This window comes from Enterobacter cloacae complex sp. P16RS2, from assembly GCF_014982155.1.
GTDB lineage: Bacteria > Pseudomonadota > Gammaproteobacteria > Enterobacterales > Enterobacteriaceae > Enterobacter > Enterobacter cloacae_M.
Genome location: NZ_JADCKW010000019.1, coordinates 43,265 through 61,408, shown reverse-complemented (window position 1 = coordinate 61,408; position 18,144 = coordinate 43,265). Strand labels below are relative to the sequence as shown.

The window sequence follows — 18,144 nt, the reverse complement described above, 5'->3', positions numbered from 1 at the left end:
ATGGGTAAATTAGCGCTAGCGGCAAAAATCACCCACGTGCCGTCGATGTACCTCTCCGAGCTGCCGGGGAAAAACCACGGCTGCCGCCAGTCGGCCATCGACGGACATAAAGAAATCAGCAAGCGCTGCCGCGAGCTGGGCGTGGACACCATCATCGTGTTCGACACCCACTGGCTGGTGAACAGCGCGTACCACATCAACTGTGCGGACCATTTTGCGGGCGTCTACACCAGCAACGAGCTGCCGCACTTTATCCGCGACATGACCTACGACTACGACGGCAACCCGGAACTCGGCCAGCTGATCGCCGACGAGGCGGTGAAGCTCGGCGTGCGCGCCAAAGCGCACAACATCCCGAGCCTCAAGCTGGAGTACGGCACGCTGGTGCCGATGCGCTACATGAACGCGGATAAACACTTCAAAGTAGTCTCCATCTCGGCGTTTTGCACGGTTCACGACTTCGCCGACAGCCGCAGGCTGGGCGAGGCCATCGTCAGCGCCATTGAGAAATACGACGGCACCGTGGCGGTGCTCGCCAGCGGCTCGCTATCGCACCGCTTTATCGACGACCAGCGCGCGGAGGAAGGGATGAACAGCTACACCCGCGAGTTCGACCGTCAGATAGACGAGCGCGTGGTGAAGCTGTGGCGCGAGGGGCAATTCAAAGAATTCTGCAGCATGCTGCCGGAGTACGCCGACTACTGCTACGGCGAGGGCAACATGCACGACACGGTGATGCTGCTGGGGATGCTCGGCTGGGACCAGTACGACGGTAAGGTGGAGTTCCTCACCGAGCTGTTCGCCAGCTCCGGCACCGGCCAGGTTAACGCCGTTTTCCCGCTGCCCGCGTAAGGAGTCACCATGCCGCACTTTATTGCTGAATGTACCGACAACATCCGCGAGCAGGCGGACCTGCCGGGGCTGTTCGCCAAAGTCAACGAGGCGCTGGCCGCCACGGGGATCTTTCCCATCGGCGGCATCCGCAGCCGCGCCCACTGGCTGGACACCTGGCTGATGGCCGACGGCAGGCACGATTACGCCTTTGTGCATATGACGCTGAAGATTGGCTCCGGGCGCAGCCTGGAGAGCCGGGAAGCCGTGGGGGAGATGCTGTTTGCGCTGATCAAAACGCATTTCGCGGATCTGATGGCGGCTCGCTATCTGGCGCTGTCGTTTGAGCTCGACGAGCTTCACCCGACGCTCAATTACAAACAAAACAACGTGCACACGCTCTTTCGCTGAGGTCTTTTATGCTCGATAAACACACCCATACTCTGATCGCCCATCGTCTGCATCAGGCGGAGCAGTCCCGGGAGCAGATCCGCCAGATCTCTCTCGACTACCCGACGATCACCATCGACGACGCCTACGCCGTCCAGCGCGAATGGGTCAGCCTGAAGATTGCCGAAGGCCGCGTGCTGAAGGGCCACAAGATCGGCCTGACCTCCAAAGCGATGCAGGCCAGCTCGCAGATTAGCGAGCCGGACTATGGCGCGCTGCTGGACGACATGTTTTTCCACGACGGCAGCGACATTCCCGTCGATCGCTTCATCGTCCCGCGCATCGAAGTGGAGCTGGCCTTCGCGCTGGCGAAACCGCTGCGCGGCCCGAACTGCACGATCTTCGACGTCTACAACGCTACGGACTACGTCATCCCCGCTCTGGAGCTGATCGACGCCCGCTGCCACAACGTTGATCCGGAAACCCAGCGCCCGCGCAAGGTGTTCGACACCATCTCCGATAACGCCGCCAACGCGGGGGTGATCCTCGGCGGCCGCCCGATTAAGCCCGACGAACTGGATCTGCGCTGGATCTCCGCCCTGCTCTACCGCAACGGCGTGATCGAAGAGACCGGCGTTGCCGCAGGCGTGCTTAACCACCCGGCGAACGGCGTGGCGTGGCTGGCGAACAAGCTGGCACCGTACGACGTGCAGCTTGAGCCCGGCCAGATTATTCTCGGCGGCTCCTTTACCCGCCCGGTGCCCGCAAGCAGGGGCGACACCTTCCACGTCGACTACGGCAACATGGGCTCCATCAGCTGCCGCTTTGTGTAAGGAGGCAACCATGCAAAACGCATTCAAAGCGGCGCTGCAGGCTGGCCGCCCGCAAATCGGTTTATGGCTGGGGCTCACCAGCAGCTACAGCGCCGAGCTGCTGGCGGGGGCAGGCTTCGACTGGCTGCTGATCGACGGCGAGCACGCGCCGAATAATGTGCAAACCGTCTTAGCCCAGTTACAGGCCATCGCGCCCTATCCCAGCCAGCCGGTAGTGCGCCCGTCGTGGAACGACCCGGTGCAGATCAAACAGCTGCTGGACGTGGGCGCGCAAACCCTGCTGGTGCCGATGGTGCAAAACGCCGACGAAGCGCGGCTGGCAGTACGTGCCACCCGCTACCCGCCCGCGGGCATTCGCGGCGTCGGAAGCGCCCTGGCGCGCGCCTCGCGCTGGAACCGCATCCCGGACTACCTGCAGCAGGCCAACGACGCCATGTGCGTGCTGGTGCAGATTGAAACCCGCGAGGCGCTGAAAAATCTGCCGCAGATCCTGGACGTAGACGGCGTCGACGGCGTGTTTATCGGCCCGGCGGATCTGAGCGCCGACATGGGCTTTGCCGGCAATCCGCAGCACCCGGAGGTGCAGGCCGCCATCGAGCAGGCTATCGCGCAGATCCTCAGCGCGGGCAAAGCGCCCGGCATCCTGATGGCGAACGAGCCGCTGGCGAAACGCTACCTCGAGCTTGGCGCGCTGTTTGTCGCCGTCGGCGTCGACACCACCCTGCTCGCCCGCAGCGCCGAAGCGCTGGCGGCACGTTTTATCGAACAACCGGTTACGTCAGTTAATAACAATAAATCCGTCTACTAAACGTAAGATCTGGAGCGCACCATGACGACCTCTACCCTGCAAACTCATGATAATAAAGCTGTTGAACATCGCGCCATTAACAAGCTGTTCCGACGCCTGATCGTCTTTCTCTTTATCCTGTTTGTCTTTTCGTTTCTCGATCGCATCAACATCGGCTTTGCCGGGCTGACGATGGGCAAAGATCTGGGCCTTACGTCGACCATGTTTGGCCTGGCCGCGGCGCTGGATCGCCGGGATCATGGTGGTGTGGGGCATCGCCTCCACCTGCACCATGTTCGCCACCAGCCCTGAAACGCTCTACGTCCTGCGCATGCTGGTGGGCATTGCGGAAGCGGGCTTCCTGCCGGGGATCCTGGTCTACCTCACCTGGTGGTTCCCGGCCTATCACCGCGCCCGTGCCAACGCGCTGTTTATGATCGCCATGCCGATGACCATGATGCTCGGCTCGATCCTCTCCGGCTATATTCTGGCGATGGACGGGCTGTGGAACCTGAAGGGCTGGCAGTGGCTGTTCCTGCTCGAGGGGCTGCCGTCGGTGGTGCTCGGCGTGGTGACCTGGTTTTACCTCAACGACACGCCTGACCAGGCCACCTGGCTGGATGATGACGAAAAGCAGGCGCTGAAAACGATGATCGCCCGCGAGCAGGAGGTCGCCGTTGCCCAATCCGTCACGCCGCGCTCGACGCTGCGCGAAGTGCTGACCCCGGCGGTGCTGCTCTACACGCTGGCCTACTTCTGCCTGACCAACACGCTCAGCGCCATCAACATCTGGACGCCGCAGATCCTGCAAAGCTTCAACACGGGGAGCAGCAATATCGTCATCGGCCTGCTGGCGGCGATCCCGCAGTTTTGCACCATTCTCGGGATGATCTGGTGGAGCCGACGCTCCGACAGGCTGAAAGAGCGAAAAAAGCACACCATCCTGCCGTACCTGTTCGCCGCGGCGGGATGGATGCTGGCCTCGGCCACCGATCACAGCCTGATCCAGCTGCTTGGCATCATTATGGCCTCAACCGGATCCTTTACCGCCATGGCCATATTCTGGACCACGCCGGATCGGGTGATTAGCCTGCAGTCCCGCGCGGTGGCACTGGCGGTGATCAACGCCATCGGCAACGTCGGATCCGCCGTTAGCCCGCTGCTGATCGGCATTCTGCGTGATGCAACCGGCAGCTTCAGCTCCGGGCTGTGGTTCGTGGCCGGGCTGCTGGTGGTCGGCGCGCTGGTGTTGACGCGCATCCCGATGACGCAGCGCGAAAGCCTTGAGCGCGAGCCGGGCATCGCGGCGCAGAAGATCCACTAGGGAGCCGCCATGTGCCAGAGCCCCATTACCAACATCGACATTAGCAAGGAGTACGACGAAAGTCTGGGCACCGACGACGTGCACTACCAGTCGTTCGCGCGCATGGCGGCCTTTTTTGGCCGCGACATGCAGGCGCACCGTCACGACCAGTATTTTCAGATGCACTTTCTCGATACCGGACAGATTGAGCTCCAGCTCGACGATCACCGCTACTCGGTGCAGGCCCCGCTGTTCGTCCTCACGCCGCCGTCGGTGCCGCACGCGTTTATCACCGAATCCGACAGCGACGGACACGTGCTGACGGTGCGCGAGGATCTCATCTGGCCGCTGCTGGAGGTGCTCTACCCCGGCACGCGGGAGGCGTTTGGCCTGCCGGGGATCTGCCTCTCGCTGGCCGACAGGCCGGACGAGCTGGCGGCGCTGAAGCACTACTGGCAGCTCATTGCCCGGGAATCCACGGAACAGCTGCCGGGGCGCGAACATACTCTGGTCCTGCTGGCGCAGGCGGTGTTTACCCTGCTGCTGCGCAACGCGAAGCTCGACGACCACGCTTCAGGCGGCATGCGCGGCGAGCTGAAGCTGTTCCAGCGCTTTACCCAGCTGATAGATGCCCACTACCACCAGCACTGGACGGTGCCGGAATACGCCAGCGAGCTGCACCTGACCGAATCCCGCCTGACCGATATCTGCCGCCGCTTCGCCAACCGCCCGCCGAAGCGGCTGATCTTCGACCGCCAGCTGCGGGAGGCCAGACGCTTGCTGCTCTTCTCCGACAGCGCGGTCAGCGACATTGCCTGGCAGCTGGGGTTTAAGGACCCGGCCTATTTTGCCCGGTTTTTTAACCGCTTAGTGGGGTGCTCGCCGAGCGCGTATCGGGCGCAGAAAGTACCGGTATCGCCTGTTCCCCTCACCCCGGCCCTCTCCCAAAGGGAGAGAGAGTAACCGTCCCCTCTCCCTTTGGGAGAGGGTTAGGGTGAGAGAAATCACACTCTGCGATCTCTCGCGAAAAGTACCCGCCGTTGTCCCAATCGTCCCTTCACGTTCCGCCCCTCTCAGGCTTCAATTAAACAACAAAAACAAAACATAAATTTAACAACCCTATTCCGATACGAGGTCCCTATGAAGCCTGAAGATTTCCGCGCTGATGCCAAACGTCCGTTAACCGGCGAAGAGTATTTAAAAAGCCTGCAGGACGGCCGTGAGATTTACATCTACGGCGAGCGCGTCAACGACGTCACCACCCATCCGGCGTTTCGCAACGCGGCGGCCTCCATCGCGCAGATGTACGACGCGCTTCACAAGCCGGACATGCAGGATACCCTCTGCTGGGGCACCGACACCGGCAGCGGCGGCTACACCCACAAGTTCTTCCGTGTGGCGAAAAGCGCCGACGACCTGCGCCAGCAGCGCGACGCCATCGCCGAGTGGTCGCGCCTGAGCTACGGCTGGATGGGCCGCACGCCGGACTACAAAGCCGCGTTCGGCTGCGCGCTCGGCGCCAACCCGGCCTTCTATGGCCAGTTCGAACAGAACGCCCGCAGCTGGTACACGCGCATTCAGGAAACCGGCCTGTACTTCAACCACGCCATCGTTAACCCGCCGATCGACCGCCACAAGCCGGCGGACGAGGTGAAAGACGTCTACATCAAGCTGGAGAAAGAGACCGACGCCGGGATCATCGTCAGCGGCGCGAAGGTGGTGGCAACCAACTCGGCGCTGACCCACTACAACATGATCGGCTTCGGCTCCGCACAGGTGATGGGCGAAAACCCGGACTTCGCGCTGATGTTCGTCGCGCCGATGGATGCCGAAGGCGTGAAGCTGATCTCCCGCGCCTCTTACGAGATGGTGGCAGGCGCAACCGGATCCCCGTACGACTACCCGCTCTCCAGCCGCTTCGACGAGAACGACGCGATCCTGGTGATGGATCACGTGCTGATCCCGTGGGAAAACGTGCTGATCTACCGCGATTTCGACCGCTGCCGTCGCTGGACGATGGAAGGCGGCTTTGCGCGGATGTACCCGCTGCAGGCCTGCGTGCGTCTGGCGGTGAAGCTCGACTTCATCACCGCCCTGCTGAAGAAATCCCTGGAGTGCACCGGTACCCTGGAGTTCCGCGGCGTGCAGGCGGATCTCGGCGAAGTGGTTGCCTGGCGCAACATGTTCTGGGCGCTGAGCGACTCCATGTGTTCCGAAGCTACCCCGTGGGTGAACGGCGCGTATCTGCCGGATCACGCCGCGCTGCAAACCTACCGCGTGATGGCGCCGATGGCCTACGCCAAGATCAAGAACATCATCGAGCGTAACGTGACGTCCGGTCTGATCTACCTGCCGTCCAGCGCCCGGGATCTGAACAACCCGCAGATCGACCAGTATCTGGCGAAATACGTGCGCGGCTCCAACGGGATGGATCACGTCGAACGCATCAAGATTTTGAAGCTGATGTGGGACGCCATCGGCAGCGAGTTTGGCGGCCGTCACGAGCTGTACGAAATCAACTACTCCGGCAGCCAGGATGAGATCCGCCTGCAGTGTCTGCGCCAGGCGCAAAGCTCCGGCAACATGGACAAGATGATGGCGATGGTCGACCGCTGCATGTCCGAGTACGACCAGCACGGCTGGACGGTGCCGCACCTGCACAACAACAGCGATATCAACATGCTCGACAAGCTGCTGAAATAGCGCAGCGGGAGGTTGCAATGCATTCAGATGAACAACGCCTGCGTTTTCGCGACGCAATGAGCAGCCTGTCGGCTGCGGTTAATGTGGTCACTACCGAGGGCGAGGCCGGCCGCTGCGGCATTACCGCCACCGCCGTCTGTTCGGTCACGGACACCCCGCCGTCGGTTATGGTGTGCATCAACGCCAACAGCGCCATGAATCCGGTATTTCAGGGCAACGGCAGGCTGTGCGTTAACGTACTGAACCACGAGCAGGAGATCATGGCTCGCCATTTCGCCGGGATGACCGGTATGACGATGGAGGAGCGCTTTGCCCTCTCCTGCTGGCAGAAAGGACCGCTGGCGCAGCCGGTGCTCAAGGGCGCGCTCGCCAGCCTTGAAGGCGAGATTAGCCAGGTGCAAACCATCGGCACGCATCTTGTCTACCTTGTTGAAGTTAAGAACATCATTCTGAGTGACGCGGGACACGGTCTGATCTACTTCAAGCGCCGCTTCCACCCGGTCATGCTGGAGGCGGAAGCCGCCGTGTGATCCCCCCTCGCGCTGGCCTTTTTCTTCGGCCAGCGCCGCTTTCTACAAAAACTCCTAAGGTTTCCGCTAAATCACGCCGTTATATAACCATAAGAGAAATTTTCTGTGACTGAATACTGACACCCTTTGTCAGTGCATCCGCATCATTCAGCGCATACCTAAATATACAGGATGACCTTATGGCTAAAACGACGCGGAGCCGCTCGGCTGAACGTCTGGTCGATATTCTGGTTGAGCTACATTTAAACGGTGTGGTAAACCGCAGTGCGCTAATGGAAAAATTTAAAATTACCGAGCGTACCGTCTACCGGGATTTAAATGCCCTATCTCCTATTGTTGAACATACCGGTAACGGGCTATATCGACTGATCCATTCTGCGCAATCGCCCGGCGGACAAGGCTTACATCACACCCTTGCTAACTTCCTGAATGCTGACAGCTTTTTCCCTGAAAGAAATACGGAATTCTGGCAGAAGCTGGAAACGCGCGTAGATGAAAACCATATTCTTATTCTTGGTAATGAAGCGGAACACACGTTAGAACGCGATATTCGCCGTCATTTAACGAAAGTCGAGAAATCGATTAAAAACCATAATGTTTGCCAGATCGTTTATAAGGGCAAAACCCGCCTGATTAATCCCTATAAACTCATTAACAAAAAAAATATATGGTATTTACAAGCCACCGAAAATAACCGGCTGAAATCCTTCTCATTGAGCCAGATTAGCTGGTTCGATATTCAGAAAACGACCTTCACGCCCGAAGAAAATGTCCTTGAGCTGCTGGAGAAAAGCCTCGACCCCTGGGTCTCTGAAAATACTTTCGCAGTGAAAATATTTATCAAAGATAATATTTCACATTACTTCCTGCGCCGCGATCTTCTGCCGGAACAGGAGCTGGTAGAGGAGCAACAGGGCGGCGTCACGCTGCGCTGTCAGGCGGCGCACGAGAACCAGATCCTGCCGCTGCTGTTCTACTGGCTGCCCCACATTCAGATTCTGGAACCGAACTGGCTGAAGGAAAAACTGATTAGAACCCTGGAGAACTATCTGGCCGTGGAGCGTAATCAGAATAATCAAGTGATCTCAATCACATAATTTCGCCCCCTGGCGGCGAGCCGGAACCGCTCGTCGCCCCCTTTGACCGCTCACCCGGCACTTTCAACCACTCATTCATTTACCGTCCTTTACACGCGCGAGGATCTGGCACGATCGCTCCAGCATTAATCAATACCTCCTCACAACGAACTCTGACCCTTTTTTCTTTACATAAAAAACCAGGTCTTACTATGGATACTAAAAAACTACTGAAGCACGTGCCCTGGGCCTTACTCGGGATCCTCGGCGCTTTCTGTCTGGCGGTTGTCGCATTACGCCGGGGCGAACACGTAAGCGCCCTGTGGATCGTGGTCGCGTCCGTTTCCGTCTATCTTGTTGCTTATCGCTACTACAGCTTGTACATCGCGCAGAAGGTCATGAAGCTCGACCCAACGCGCGCCACCCCGGCGGTCATTAACAATGACGGCCTGAACTACGTGCCAACCAACCGCTACGTGCTGTTTGGTCACCACTTTGCCGCTATCGCCGGCGCAGGTCCGCTGGTCGGCCCGGTGCTGGCCGCGCAGATGGGCTACCTGCCGGGAACCCTGTGGCTGCTCGCCGGCGTGGTGCTGGCGGGTGCGGTGCAGGACTTTATGGTGCTGTTTATCTCTTCTCGCCGTAACGGCGCCTCTCTGGGTGAGATGGTCAAAGAAGAGATGGGCCGCGTGCCGGGGACTATCGCCCTGTTCGGCTGCTTCCTGATTATGATCATCATCCTCGCGGTGCTGGCCCTGATCGTGGTGAAAGCGCTGGCCGAAAGCCCGTGGGGCGTCTTCACCGTCTGCTCAACCGTGCCGATTGCGCTGTTCATGGGTATCTACATGCGCTTCCTGCGTCCGGGACGCGTGGGCGAAGTGTCAGTGATTGGTATCGTGCTGCTGGTGGCCTCCATCTACTTCGGCGGCGTGATTGCGCACGACCCGTACTGGGGCCCGGCGCTGACCTTCAAGGACACCACCATTACCTTCGCGCTGATTGGCTATGCGTTTATCTCCGCGCTGCTGCCGGTCTGGCTGATTCTGGCCCCGCGTGACTACCTGGCGACCTTCCTGAAAATCGGCGTTATCGTCGGTCTGGCGATCGGTATCCTGGTGATTAACCCGGACCTGAAAATGCCTGCGGTCACGCAGTACATCGACGGTACCGGCCCGCTGTGGAAAGGCGCCCTGTTCCCGTTCCTGTTCATCACCATCGCCTGCGGTGCGGTCTCCGGCTTCCACGCCCTGATTGCCTCCGGTACCACGCCTAAGCTACTGGCGAACGAGAAAGACGCGCGTCTGATCGGCTACGGCGCAATGCTGATGGAGTCTTTCGTGGCGATCATGGCGCTGGTTGCCGCGTCCATTATCGAACCGGGTCTCTACTTCGCGATGAACACCCCGCCTGCGGGCCTCGGCATTACCATGCCTAACCTGCACGAGATGGGCGGTGACAACGCGGCGCTGATTATGGCGCAACTGAAGGACGCCAGCGCACATGCGGCAGCGACCGTCAGCTCCTGGGGCTTCGTGATTTCGCCTGAGCAGATTATGCAAACCGCGAAAGACATCGGCGAACCGTCCGTGCTGAACCGCGCCGGTGGCGCGCCGACGCTGGCCGTCGGTATCGCACACGTGTTCCACAAGGTGCTGCCGTGGGCGGACATGGGCTTCTGGTACCACTTCGGTATTCTGTTCGAAGCGCTGTTCATCCTGACCGCGCTGGACGCCGGTACCCGTGCGGGCCGCTTCATGCTGCAGGACCTGCTCGGTAACTTCGTGCCGTTCCTGAAGAAAACCGACTCTCTGGTAGCGGGCATTCTGGGTACTGCGGGCTGCGTCGGCCTGTGGGGCTACCTGCTGTATCAGGGCGTTGTCGACCCGCTCGGCGGCGTGAAGAGCCTGTGGCCGCTGTTCGGTATCTCTAACCAGATGCTCGCAGCCGTTGCTCTGGTGCTGGGTACCGTGGTCCTCGTGAAGATGAAGCGCACCAAATACATCTGGGTAACCGTTGTTCCTGCACTGTGGCTGCTGCTCTGCACCACCTGGGCGCTTGGCCTGAAGCTGTTCAGCGCCAACCCGCAGCTGGAAGGCTTCTTCTTCATGGCTAACCAGTACAAAGAGAAGATTGCCGCAGGCGGCGCGGACCTGACCGCGCAGCAGATTGCCAACATGAACCATATCGTGGTGAACAACTACACCAACGCGGGACTGAGCATTCTGTTCCTGGTGGTGGTGTACAGCATCATCTTCTACGGCATCAAAACCTGGCTGAAAGTGCGCAACGCCGACGGCCGTACGGATAAAGAAACCCCGTACGTGCCGGTGCCGGAAGGCGGCGTGAAGACCTCTTCACACCATTAATCCGCAATCCTCCCCCTCTCCCTTTGGGTGAGGGGAACATAAGCCCAGCGGACTCACATCGCCGGGCTTTTTCTGTCTGGAACCCACAATGTTTGGTAACTTAGGCGAAGCAAAAAAATACCTCGGTCAGGCGGCGAAAATGCTGATTGGCATTCCGGACTATGACAACTACGTTGAGCATATGAAGACCAACCATCCGGATAAGCCGTACATGACCTACACCGAATTCTTCCGCGAGCGCCAGGAAGCGCGCTACGGCGGAAGTGGAGAAGGCGGCGTTCGCTGCTGCTAAAGGAGAGACCATGACCCCGATTGCCGTTACCCTGCTGACCGGTTTCCTCGGCGCCGGTAAAACCACCCTGCTGCGCCACATCCTGAACGAACAGCACGGCTTCAAAATCGCCGTCATCGAAAACGAATTCGGCGAGGTCTCCGTTGACGATCAATTGATCGGCGATCGCGCCACCCAGATCAAAACCCTCACCAACGGCTGCATCTGCTGTACTCGCTCTAACGAGCTGGAAGACGCCCTGCTGGACCTGCTCGACAGCCGCGATCGCGGCGGGATCGACTTTGACCGCCTGGTGATCGAATGCACCGGCATGGCCGACCCCGGCCCGATTATTCAGACCTTTTTCTCTCACGAGATCCTCTGCCAGCGCTACCTGCTGGACGGCGTGATTGCCCTGGTCGACGCGGTTCACGCCGACGATCAGATGAACCAGTTCACCATCGCCCAGTCTCAGGTGGGCTACGCCGACCGCATCCTGCTGACCAAAACCGACGTGGCGGGCGAAAGCGAAAAACTGCGCGAGCGCCTGACGCGCATTAACTCCCGCGCGCCGGTTTACACGGTGACGCACGGCGACATCGATCTGTCTCAGCTGTTCAACACCAACGGCTTTATGCTGGAAGAGAACGTGACCGCAAAACCGCGCTTCCACTTTCTGGGAGATAAGCAAAACGACGTGGCGTCGATTGTGGTGGAGCTGGACTACCCGGTGGACATAGGCGAGGTTTCGCGCGTGATGGAGAACCTGCTGCTCTCGTTTGCCGACAAGCTGCTGCGCTACAAAGGGATGCTGTGGATTGACGGCGAGCCGAACCGCCTGCTGTTTCAGGGTGTACAGCGCCTGTACAGCGCCGACTGGGACAGGCCGTGGGGCGATGAATCGCCGCACAGCGTGATGGTGTTTATTGGCATCCAACTGCCGGAAGAGGAGATTCGGGCAGCGTTTGCAGGGCTGAAGAAATAACCGCTATGCATCCCCTCTGCCCAGTAATTTATTAACCTGAAGCGATGAATATTGCTTCAGAAAAATGAATAAATTACAGCGATGTCCTGGTCCGGCTGTAAATCGCCGAGGCGTTTCCGTAAGGCTGGCGCGAGGCGCAGGGATGCAGGCTCATGCCCGACCCGATAGCCTGAAGGAATAAGCTGAGGGTACCGCGAAGCGGCGATTTACCGCCGGGAGCCCGGGTCGCCAGGGTGGTGGCGATTGAGCCACCCTGGCACGTTCACCGGTCATGCCGTTACAGAGTAGCAAGGAACATGAAGTGAACGGAATGACCTCCAGAGCCGTATGTTCCCCCTCACCCCAGCCCTCTCCCTCAAGGGAGAGGGGGCGTCTGTGCAGGCATTATTTTGTGGGGATACTTATTTCACCGCCTCCGGCAGCGTCACAATCCACAGCTCGCTGTCCGACTCCGGCTTTTTCAGCGGCTTCACGCTGAGCGTGGTTTCCACCGGTTTATCATCCAGCGTCAGCTTGCCTTCCGCGTTCACCCGATAATCCTTGAGCTTCTTGCCCTCGACCGGGTTTTGCATCGCCACCTTCACGCCAAAGTCGTTATCGTTCGCCACCGCAAGCGTTTTGCTGTCGATCAGCGCCAGCCCTTCGGCCTTCTCCTGCTGCCAGCCCAGCGCGCGGAGATCGACCATCTGCGTTTTTGCCGCAAGGGTAATGCCGCGCTGCGCCAGGGTTTTCTCATCATCAAACTCCGGGTACTCGCCCGGCTTGTCGAAGGCGGTCAGGTCGCTCGCCTTGCTGAGATCCACCTTGTAGATAAGGTTACGCATGCCGTCGTTTTTATCGCTTCCCTGCTCAATCAGCAGGATGTGCTGGTCATCGAGCGCCACGATGTCGCCGATTTTGGCGTCGCTGTTTTTGCTGTAGGCCGCGCTGTCGATAGGGTAACCGTACATCGCGGTTTTCCCGGTCGCCGGGTCGAAGCTCACCAGACGCGTAAACAGCGCCTGCTTTTTGCTCTTACCGTCGATATCCAGCGTACTTTGCACGGCGGCGATAATCCGCCCGTCCGGCATCCGGGTCAGGCCCTCAAAGCCCCGGTTCGCCTGGCGCCATTTGATAATGTTTGGCAGGCCGCCCGCGATGGATTTCTCCCCTTCCGCCGCCTGCGGACCGTGGATCGCCAGGATCTTCCCTTTGCTGTCGACGTTAATCAGGAACGGGCCATATTCGTCGCACAGCCAGTAGCCCCCTTTCCCGTCCGGCGTGATGCCTTCCGTGTCCAGGCCGCGGTTGTCACCCTTCAGGGTCTTGAGGGTATCGCTGAACGCCACTTCATTGGTGGAGCCAATCACGCCGCTTTGCAGCGGCAGACCGTTGATCTCGCCTTTATCATCATGCAGCGGGCGGGCATCAACAGCCTCCGCTTTGCCGTTCTGGACGCGGATGGTCATCAGCAGCGGCGCGAAATCTGGCGTGACAAATATTTTGGCTTCGTTTTTACCCATTTTTGGCGCATCGGCGTTTGGACCGCGATCGGTCACGGTCGCAAAGGTCAGGGCGTCGCCCTGCTTGCCCGTAAACAGCAGGCCGGAGCCAATGCCCACGGGGAGTCCGTCCGGAAACGCGCTGGCAAACGCGCCGCTGTAGCTCACGTGGGAGCCTTCAGGGAAGCTGACGACATAGCGCTCAGCAGTGGGTTGCGCCGCCAGGCCAGAGAAAGAGAGCGCACAGCCGATTAGTACAGGAATAATTTTTCTTTTCATATTGTTAGCATCCAGTTAGTGAAGCCAACAACGTAAAGAATAAACGTGTCAGAAAAATGACATGGAAGGGAAACCGGCCTGCGCGATTGAACGTATATTCATCGCTCGAAATGTAAGGCTTTGTTGTTTTGTGTGACAGGCGAAACATTTTTGGAAATTATTAGAAACCCAATTAATTCATCTCAAATCACTATCCCCACCTCGTTCAGTTTATGTTTAGTCAAAAAACTAAACGGTCCCTAAACGCTAAAAACATCCCCTGTTGACACCCCGACAATCAAACATCATTGCAACAACTTCAATAAAAAAGTTAACAATATCAGTATAAAACCGCGATTTATATCACATTTGCAGTCATTAACATCGCTTGTTAAGGTGCGCCCAGATGAATTTAATGACGAGGCAAAAAACATGAAAAAACTGAATATCCTTCTTCTTTCTGCTCTGGCTGCCGTATCGGGTTCCGCACTGGCGATGGGCGGCACCGTTGAGCAGGGTAAAAACTTTACCAACCTCAATCTGGAAATGGGGAAATCCTCATCCGGTGTTTATCTCGAAAGCAACTGGCTCAAAAACACCGATGACGGTACCCAGACCGGGGGCGTGGGCGCAGGCTACAACCTGGGTCTTGGCCCGGTGATGCTGAATGCGGGCGCAAAAGCCATCTACCTCGGCCCGAAAAAAGGCGATAACGGCGTGGCGTTCCCGATTGGCGGCGGCGTAAACGTTGCCCTGACCGACAGCATCCACGTGTACGGTGAAGGCTATGTGGCGCCAGAAGGCCTGAACAACAGCGTGAAAAACTACGTCGAAGCTAACGGCGGCGTAAGCTGGACGCCAATTACGCCAGTGACCCTGAAAGTGGGCTACCGCCACGTGAGCGTGGATGGCAAAGACGGTCGTCCTGGCCACACGCTGATTGACGGCGCATATGTAGGCGGTGGAGTCACCTTCTGATGAAACACCGCATAACCGCGCTTTGCGTTCTGAGCCTCACGCTGATGCTCACCGGCTGCGTCCAGTACAAATGGGTGAAACCGGGCGTCAGCGATGCGGAAATGAATAAAAAGCTCACGGAATGCGAAGCGCAGGCGCTAATCGATCTGCCCCCGGATAACGTCGTGACCGGATCCAGCTCGGAAAAAACGGACAAAAAGAACAAGAAAAAGGATATTTCCACGAGCTACACGGTTGAAGACGCGAATGAATATCGCCGGGATACGTTAGTCGACAGCTGCATGTTCAAAAGCGGCTGGGACAAGATCGAAGTGCAATAATCCCTCAAAAAAACCTGCCGATTGGCAGGTTTTTTTATTATCTCTTACTTACGCACCACCACCAGCTTCTGGTTCACAAACTCTTTGATCCCCAGATCCGACAGCTCGCGTCCGTAGCCGGAGCGCTTCACGCCACCGAACGGCAGCTCCGGTGCGGTATCGGTGAGCCAGTTGATATACACCATCCCGGTCTCAATCCGCGACGCCATTTTCTTCGCGCGCTCGATATTCTGGCTGAATACCGCCCCGCCAAGGCCGTAGTGGGAGTCGTTCGCCAGCGCGACCGCCTCGTCGTCGTTTTTCACCACGTACATCTGCGCCACCGGGCCGAAGAACTCTTCGAAATACGCCGGGTTATCGCGGGAGATATTCGTCAGGATCGTCGGTTCGAAGAAACTCCCGTCGCGCTGCGCCGGTTTGCCGCCATAGTGCAGCGTCGCACCGTTTTTCACCGCCTCGTTAACCTGTTTGGTCAGCGTTTCGAGCGCATCTTTAGACGACAGCGGCCCCAGCGTGGTGCTTTCGTCCAGCGGATCGCCAATCTTCACCTGCTTAAACGCCTCGGTGAATTTGCTCAGGAAGGCATCCGCAATCTTTTCATGCAGGATAAAGCGCTTCGCCGCGGTGCAGACCTGCCCGGCGTTGTTGAGCCGCGCGTTAACGCCAATTTTCACGGCCTTCTCAAGGTCTGCGTCATCCAGCACCACGAACACGTCGTTACCGCCCAGCTCCAGCGTGGATTTCTTGATGTGCTTCGCCGCCTGCGCGGCCACCGCGCTGCCGGCCTTTTCGGAGCCGGTTAATGCAGCGCCCTGCACGCGATCGTCAGCAATGATATTCGCCACCTGCTCGGACGAAATAAACAGGTTGGTCCACGCCCCTTCCGGCGCGCCCGCCTCGCGCACCAGATGGGCAAAGGTTTCGGCGCAGTGCGGCACGATGCTGGCATGCTTGGCGATGACGGGGTTCCCCGCCGCCAGGTTTGGCGCCAGCACGCGCATCAGCTGGTAGTACGGGAAGTTCCACGGCTCAACGGCCATCAGCACGCCAATCGGGTGATGCTCCACCCAGGCTTCCCCGAGCTCAGAGTCGTACTTCACCGAGGCCAGGAACTGCTTCGCGTTGTCGGCGTAGTAGCGCGCGATCTGCGCGCACAGCTTCACCTCGCCGCGGCTCTGTTCGATGAGCTTACCCATCTCCTGGCTGGCGATTTTAGCCAGATCCTCCACGCGCTCGTCGATCAGATCGGCAAGCTTATGCAGCACCGGCAGGCGCTGGCTGATGTCGCCTTTCGCCCAGTCCGAATGATAAAGCGCATCGGCCGCCTTCAGCGCCGCTTCGATATCCGCGTCGGTATGTGAGGGGTATTCTTTGATGAGCTGGTTAGTAGCAGGATTTACTGTCTGATAAGCCATGTCGAATCTCCTTGTTTTACCGCTTAGGGTATTAAGGGTAGTCAACATGACTGGCTATGGACGTAAAGTTGGGTATATCCGGAAGGTTCTTAATGAAGCGCTGCCAGAGGGGTCGCTGACATGGTATAAAAAATCTTCAGAAGGAGCGCCCATGACCGATACCCGACATATCCGCCAGACTTTTCACCGCACCTCAGGCCTTGAGCTGCGCAGCACCTGGCAGAGTACGCAGGCGTACAAACGCCACAGTCACTCTCAGCTCTCCATCGGCGCGATTGTGGAGGGCCAGACCTGCTGCGTGTGTCACGACAGAGAGTACATCCTTAACCCCGGGGACCTCATCGTGATCCCGGCCTGTGCGCCGCACAGCTGTAACCCCGTCGCCGGGCAACCCCGCAGCTACCATATGCTCTACATCGACACCGGGCTTCCGCTGGCGCTACAGGTGATTCGTAGCCCAACCCTGTTTGCCCATTACCTGGACGTTGTCGAGACCCTGTCTCCGGCATCACTGGAGACGCTGCTTTCTGCCCTTCCCCGCGCAGCGTATAACGCTGACGCGCTTAGCGGAACCAGCCAGCAGATTCAGCAGGCGTTACTTTCCGATCTCACCAGCCCGCCCTCCCTCGACGAACTTGCTCAACGCTTCTCGTTGCGCAAGGAGACGCTAATTCGCACCTTCAGGCAGGACACCGGCCTGACGCCGGGCAGCTTTCTCAACATCTCCCGCGTGGAATACGCTAAAGCGCGGCTGCGCGCTGGGGATGATATTGCCGACGTTGGCTACCAGAGCGGCTTTGCCGACCAGAGCCATTTTCATAAGACCTTCGTCAGCTATACCGCCGCCACGCCACGCCAGTACGCCACCGGCCGATCAATATCAGACAATAAATAGGTTCTGCAGCGCCGTACTCTGACCTCGGATTGTTAATTGAGGTCGCTATGGAACTGTTATTCCCTTCCGCTTTTCTCGCCCTGGCGCTGGCGCATTTTGTTGCCCTGCTAAGCCCGGGCCCGGATTTCTTCCTGCTGGTGGGCTACGCCGCGCGCTATCGGCTGCGGGGTAGCGCCGGACTGTGCCTCGGCATCGCCGCGGGTAACGCGCTTTATATTCTTCTGGTGATTATCGGCTGGAGCGCGCTGCGCCAGTTTACGTGGCTGTTTACGCTGATCGAGCTTTGCGGGGCGCTGTACCTGCTGTGGATCGGATCGCATCTGATTCGCAGCCGCCACCAGGCGCTGGCGCTGAATGAAACCCACCAGCGCTTTCCCTCGCTGCAAAAGCAGATCCTGCTGGGGCTCGGTTCGGCGCTGTTAAACCCGAAGAACGCGCTGTTCTATCTGGCGCTGATGACGGCGTTACTGGGGCCGGACGTCACGCTGCTTCAGCAGGCGACCTGCGGCGTCTGGATGGTGATGGTGGTGCTGGTGTGGGATCTGGCGCTGGTGTCCCTGATGGGACTATCGGCGGTGCAACACAAGCTCAGCCGTTCGCTGTGGTGGATTGAGCGCACGGCGGGGGCAGTGCTGATGGGGTTTGGTGGGTGGGTGCTGTGGCGGTTATGCGTTAGTGCTATATGACCCGGCTCCATCATCTGTATTGAAATACACATTCAT

Annotated in this window: 17 protein-coding genes and 1 pseudogene; 16 read left to right on the top strand and 2 right to left on the bottom strand. The window is 58.8% G+C overall.

Annotated features, from left to right (window positions below; translation table 11 throughout):
* The 12 genes and pseudogenes from hpaD (at position 1) to yjiA (ending at position 12,075) form a co-directional block, all read left to right on the top strand.
* Positions 1-852, top strand: a complete 852-nt coding sequence (hpaD, locus tag INF68_RS13425) for a 3,4-dihydroxyphenylacetate 2,3-dioxygenase (RefSeq protein ID WP_126786290.1) — start codon at positions 1-3, stop codon at positions 850-852.
* 9 nt (positions 853-861) lie between these two features.
* A complete protein-coding gene (locus INF68_RS13420; RefSeq protein WP_126786289.1) occupies positions 862-1,242 on the top strand; it encodes a 5-carboxymethyl-2-hydroxymuconate Delta-isomerase in 381 nt (126 codons plus the stop codon).
* An 8-nt stretch (positions 1,243-1,250) separates the two neighbouring features.
* A complete protein-coding gene (gene hpaH / locus INF68_RS13415) occupies positions 1,251-2,054 on the top strand; it encodes a 2-oxo-hept-4-ene-1,7-dioate hydratase (protein WP_126786288.1) in 804 nt (267 codons plus the stop codon).
* A 10-nt stretch (positions 2,055-2,064) separates the two neighbouring features.
* A complete protein-coding gene (gene hpaI, locus INF68_RS13410; protein WP_126786287.1) occupies positions 2,065-2,862 on the top strand; it encodes a 4-hydroxy-2-oxoheptanedioate aldolase in 798 nt (265 codons plus the stop codon).
* 21 nt (positions 2,863-2,883) lie between these two features.
* Positions 2,884-4,165, top strand: a pseudogene (gene hpaX, locus INF68_RS13405) (4-hydroxyphenylacetate permease).
* A gap of 9 nt (positions 4,166-4,174) precedes the next feature.
* Positions 4,175-5,107: a 4-hydroxyphenylacetate catabolism regulatory protein HpaA gene (gene hpaA / locus INF68_RS13400; protein ID WP_063439871.1), complete on the top strand. Its 933-nt coding sequence runs from the start codon at positions 4,175-4,177 to the stop codon at positions 5,105-5,107.
* 177 nt (positions 5,108-5,284) lie between these two features.
* Positions 5,285-6,847, top strand: a complete 1,563-nt coding sequence (gene hpaB / locus INF68_RS13395) for a 4-hydroxyphenylacetate 3-monooxygenase, oxygenase component (RefSeq protein ID WP_109846342.1) — start codon at positions 5,285-5,287, stop codon at positions 6,845-6,847.
* 17 nt (positions 6,848-6,864) lie between these two features.
* Positions 6,865-7,377 (top strand): 4-hydroxyphenylacetate 3-monooxygenase reductase subunit, encoded by a 513-nt coding sequence (locus INF68_RS13390; protein ID WP_023310274.1) that lies wholly within the window; start codon positions 6,865-6,867, stop codon positions 7,375-7,377.
* 179 nt (positions 7,378-7,556) lie between these two features.
* Complete coding sequence (locus INF68_RS13385) at positions 7,557-8,474, top strand: YafY family protein (protein ID WP_126786286.1); 918 nt, start codon at positions 7,557-7,559, stop codon at positions 8,472-8,474.
* 191 nt (positions 8,475-8,665) lie between these two features.
* On the top strand, positions 8,666-10,819 hold the full coding sequence (locus INF68_RS13380) for a carbon starvation CstA family protein (protein ID WP_047346241.1): 2,154 nt from the start codon (positions 8,666-8,668) through the stop codon (positions 10,817-10,819).
* Positions 10,820-10,907: 88 nt separating this feature from the next.
* Entirely contained in the window at positions 10,908-11,111 is a 204-nt protein-coding gene (locus INF68_RS13375; protein WP_003856610.1) for a YbdD/YjiX family protein, read from the top strand.
* 10 nt (positions 11,112-11,121) lie between these two features.
* Entirely contained in the window at positions 11,122-12,075 is a 954-nt protein-coding gene (gene yjiA / locus INF68_RS13370; RefSeq protein WP_126786285.1) for a GTPase, read from the top strand.
* 401 nt (positions 12,076-12,476) lie between these two features.
* On the opposite strand, the gene INF68_RS13365 is transcribed toward yjiA, so the two are convergent.
* Positions 12,477-13,835: an esterase-like activity of phytase family protein gene (locus INF68_RS13365; protein WP_126786284.1), complete on the bottom strand. Its 1,359-nt coding sequence runs from the start codon at positions 13,833-13,835 to the stop codon at positions 12,477-12,479.
* Between the two features lie 411 nt (positions 13,836-14,246).
* Between INF68_RS13365 and INF68_RS13360 the strand changes: the two genes are divergently transcribed.
* Positions 14,247-14,792, top strand: a complete 546-nt coding sequence (locus INF68_RS13360) for a YfaZ family outer membrane protein (protein WP_023310269.1) — start codon at positions 14,247-14,249, stop codon at positions 14,790-14,792.
* Positions 14,792-15,112, top strand: coding sequence for a hypothetical protein (locus tag INF68_RS13355; RefSeq protein WP_028015390.1), 321 nt, complete (start codon positions 14,792-14,794; stop codon positions 15,110-15,112). The genes INF68_RS13360 and INF68_RS13355 overlap by 1 nt, the downstream gene beginning before the upstream one ends.
* A 44-nt stretch (positions 15,113-15,156) precedes the next feature.
* On the opposite strand, the gene INF68_RS13350 is transcribed toward INF68_RS13355, so the two are convergent.
* Positions 15,157-16,527, bottom strand: coding sequence for an NAD-dependent succinate-semialdehyde dehydrogenase (locus INF68_RS13350; protein WP_126786283.1), 1,371 nt, complete (start codon positions 16,525-16,527; stop codon positions 15,157-15,159).
* Between the two features lie 151 nt (positions 16,528-16,678).
* On the opposite strand from INF68_RS13350, the gene INF68_RS13345 reads away from it, so the two are divergent.
* Together INF68_RS13345 and INF68_RS13340 are read left to right on the top strand one after the other, a co-directional pair.
* Positions 16,679-17,422, top strand: a complete 744-nt coding sequence (locus INF68_RS13345) for an AraC family transcriptional regulator (RefSeq protein WP_126786282.1) — start codon at positions 16,679-16,681, stop codon at positions 17,420-17,422.
* Positions 17,423-17,469: 47 nt separating this feature from the next.
* Complete coding sequence (locus INF68_RS13340) at positions 17,470-18,108, top strand: LysE family translocator (RefSeq protein WP_126786281.1); 639 nt, start codon at positions 17,470-17,472, stop codon at positions 18,106-18,108.
* Positions 18,109-18,144: the final 36 nt, after the last annotated feature.

What these genes read in the sequence shown, in the direction of transcription:
- INF68_RS13380 (WP_047346241.1), top strand. Translation starts at nt 8,666, where the DNA reads ATGGATACTAAAAAACTACTGAAGCACGTGCCCTGGGCCTTACTCGGG.
- hpaB (WP_109846342.1), top strand. Translation starts at nt 5,285, where the DNA reads ATGAAGCCTGAAGATTTCCGCGCTGATGCCAAACGTCCGTTAACCGGC.
- yjiA (WP_126786285.1), top strand. Translation starts at nt 11,122, where the DNA reads ATGACCCCGATTGCCGTTACCCTGCTGACCGGTTTCCTCGGCGCCGGT.
- hpaA (WP_063439871.1), top strand. Translation starts at nt 4,175, where the DNA reads ATGTGCCAGAGCCCCATTACCAACATCGACATTAGCAAGGAGTACGAC.
- INF68_RS13355 (WP_028015390.1), top strand. Translation starts at nt 14,792, where the DNA reads ATGAAACACCGCATAACCGCGCTTTGCGTTCTGAGCCTCACGCTGATG.
- hpaH (WP_126786288.1), top strand. Translation starts at nt 1,251, where the DNA reads ATGCTCGATAAACACACCCATACTCTGATCGCCCATCGTCTGCATCAG.
- INF68_RS13420 (WP_126786289.1), top strand. Translation starts at nt 862, where the DNA reads ATGCCGCACTTTATTGCTGAATGTACCGACAACATCCGCGAGCAGGCG.
- INF68_RS13385 (WP_126786286.1), top strand. Translation starts at nt 7,557, where the DNA reads ATGGCTAAAACGACGCGGAGCCGCTCGGCTGAACGTCTGGTCGATATT.
- hpaI (WP_126786287.1), top strand. Translation starts at nt 2,065, where the DNA reads ATGCAAAACGCATTCAAAGCGGCGCTGCAGGCTGGCCGCCCGCAAATC.
- INF68_RS13345 (WP_126786282.1), top strand. Translation starts at nt 16,679, where the DNA reads ATGACCGATACCCGACATATCCGCCAGACTTTTCACCGCACCTCAGGC.
- INF68_RS13340 (WP_126786281.1), top strand. Translation starts at nt 17,470, where the DNA reads ATGGAACTGTTATTCCCTTCCGCTTTTCTCGCCCTGGCGCTGGCGCAT.
- INF68_RS13360 (WP_023310269.1), top strand. Translation starts at nt 14,247, where the DNA reads ATGAAAAAACTGAATATCCTTCTTCTTTCTGCTCTGGCTGCCGTATCG.
- INF68_RS13350 (WP_126786283.1), bottom strand. Translation starts at nt 16,527, where the DNA reads ATGGCTTATCAGACAGTAAATCCTGCTACTAACCAGCTCATCAAAGAA.
- INF68_RS13375 (WP_003856610.1), top strand. Translation starts at nt 10,908, where the DNA reads ATGTTTGGTAACTTAGGCGAAGCAAAAAAATACCTCGGTCAGGCGGCG.
- INF68_RS13365 (WP_126786284.1), bottom strand. Translation starts at nt 13,835, where the DNA reads ATGAAAAGAAAAATTATTCCTGTACTAATCGGCTGTGCGCTCTCTTTC.
- hpaD (WP_126786290.1), top strand. Translation starts at nt 1, where the DNA reads ATGGGTAAATTAGCGCTAGCGGCAAAAATCACCCACGTGCCGTCGATG.
- INF68_RS13390 (WP_023310274.1), top strand. Translation starts at nt 6,865, where the DNA reads ATGCATTCAGATGAACAACGCCTGCGTTTTCGCGACGCAATGAGCAGC.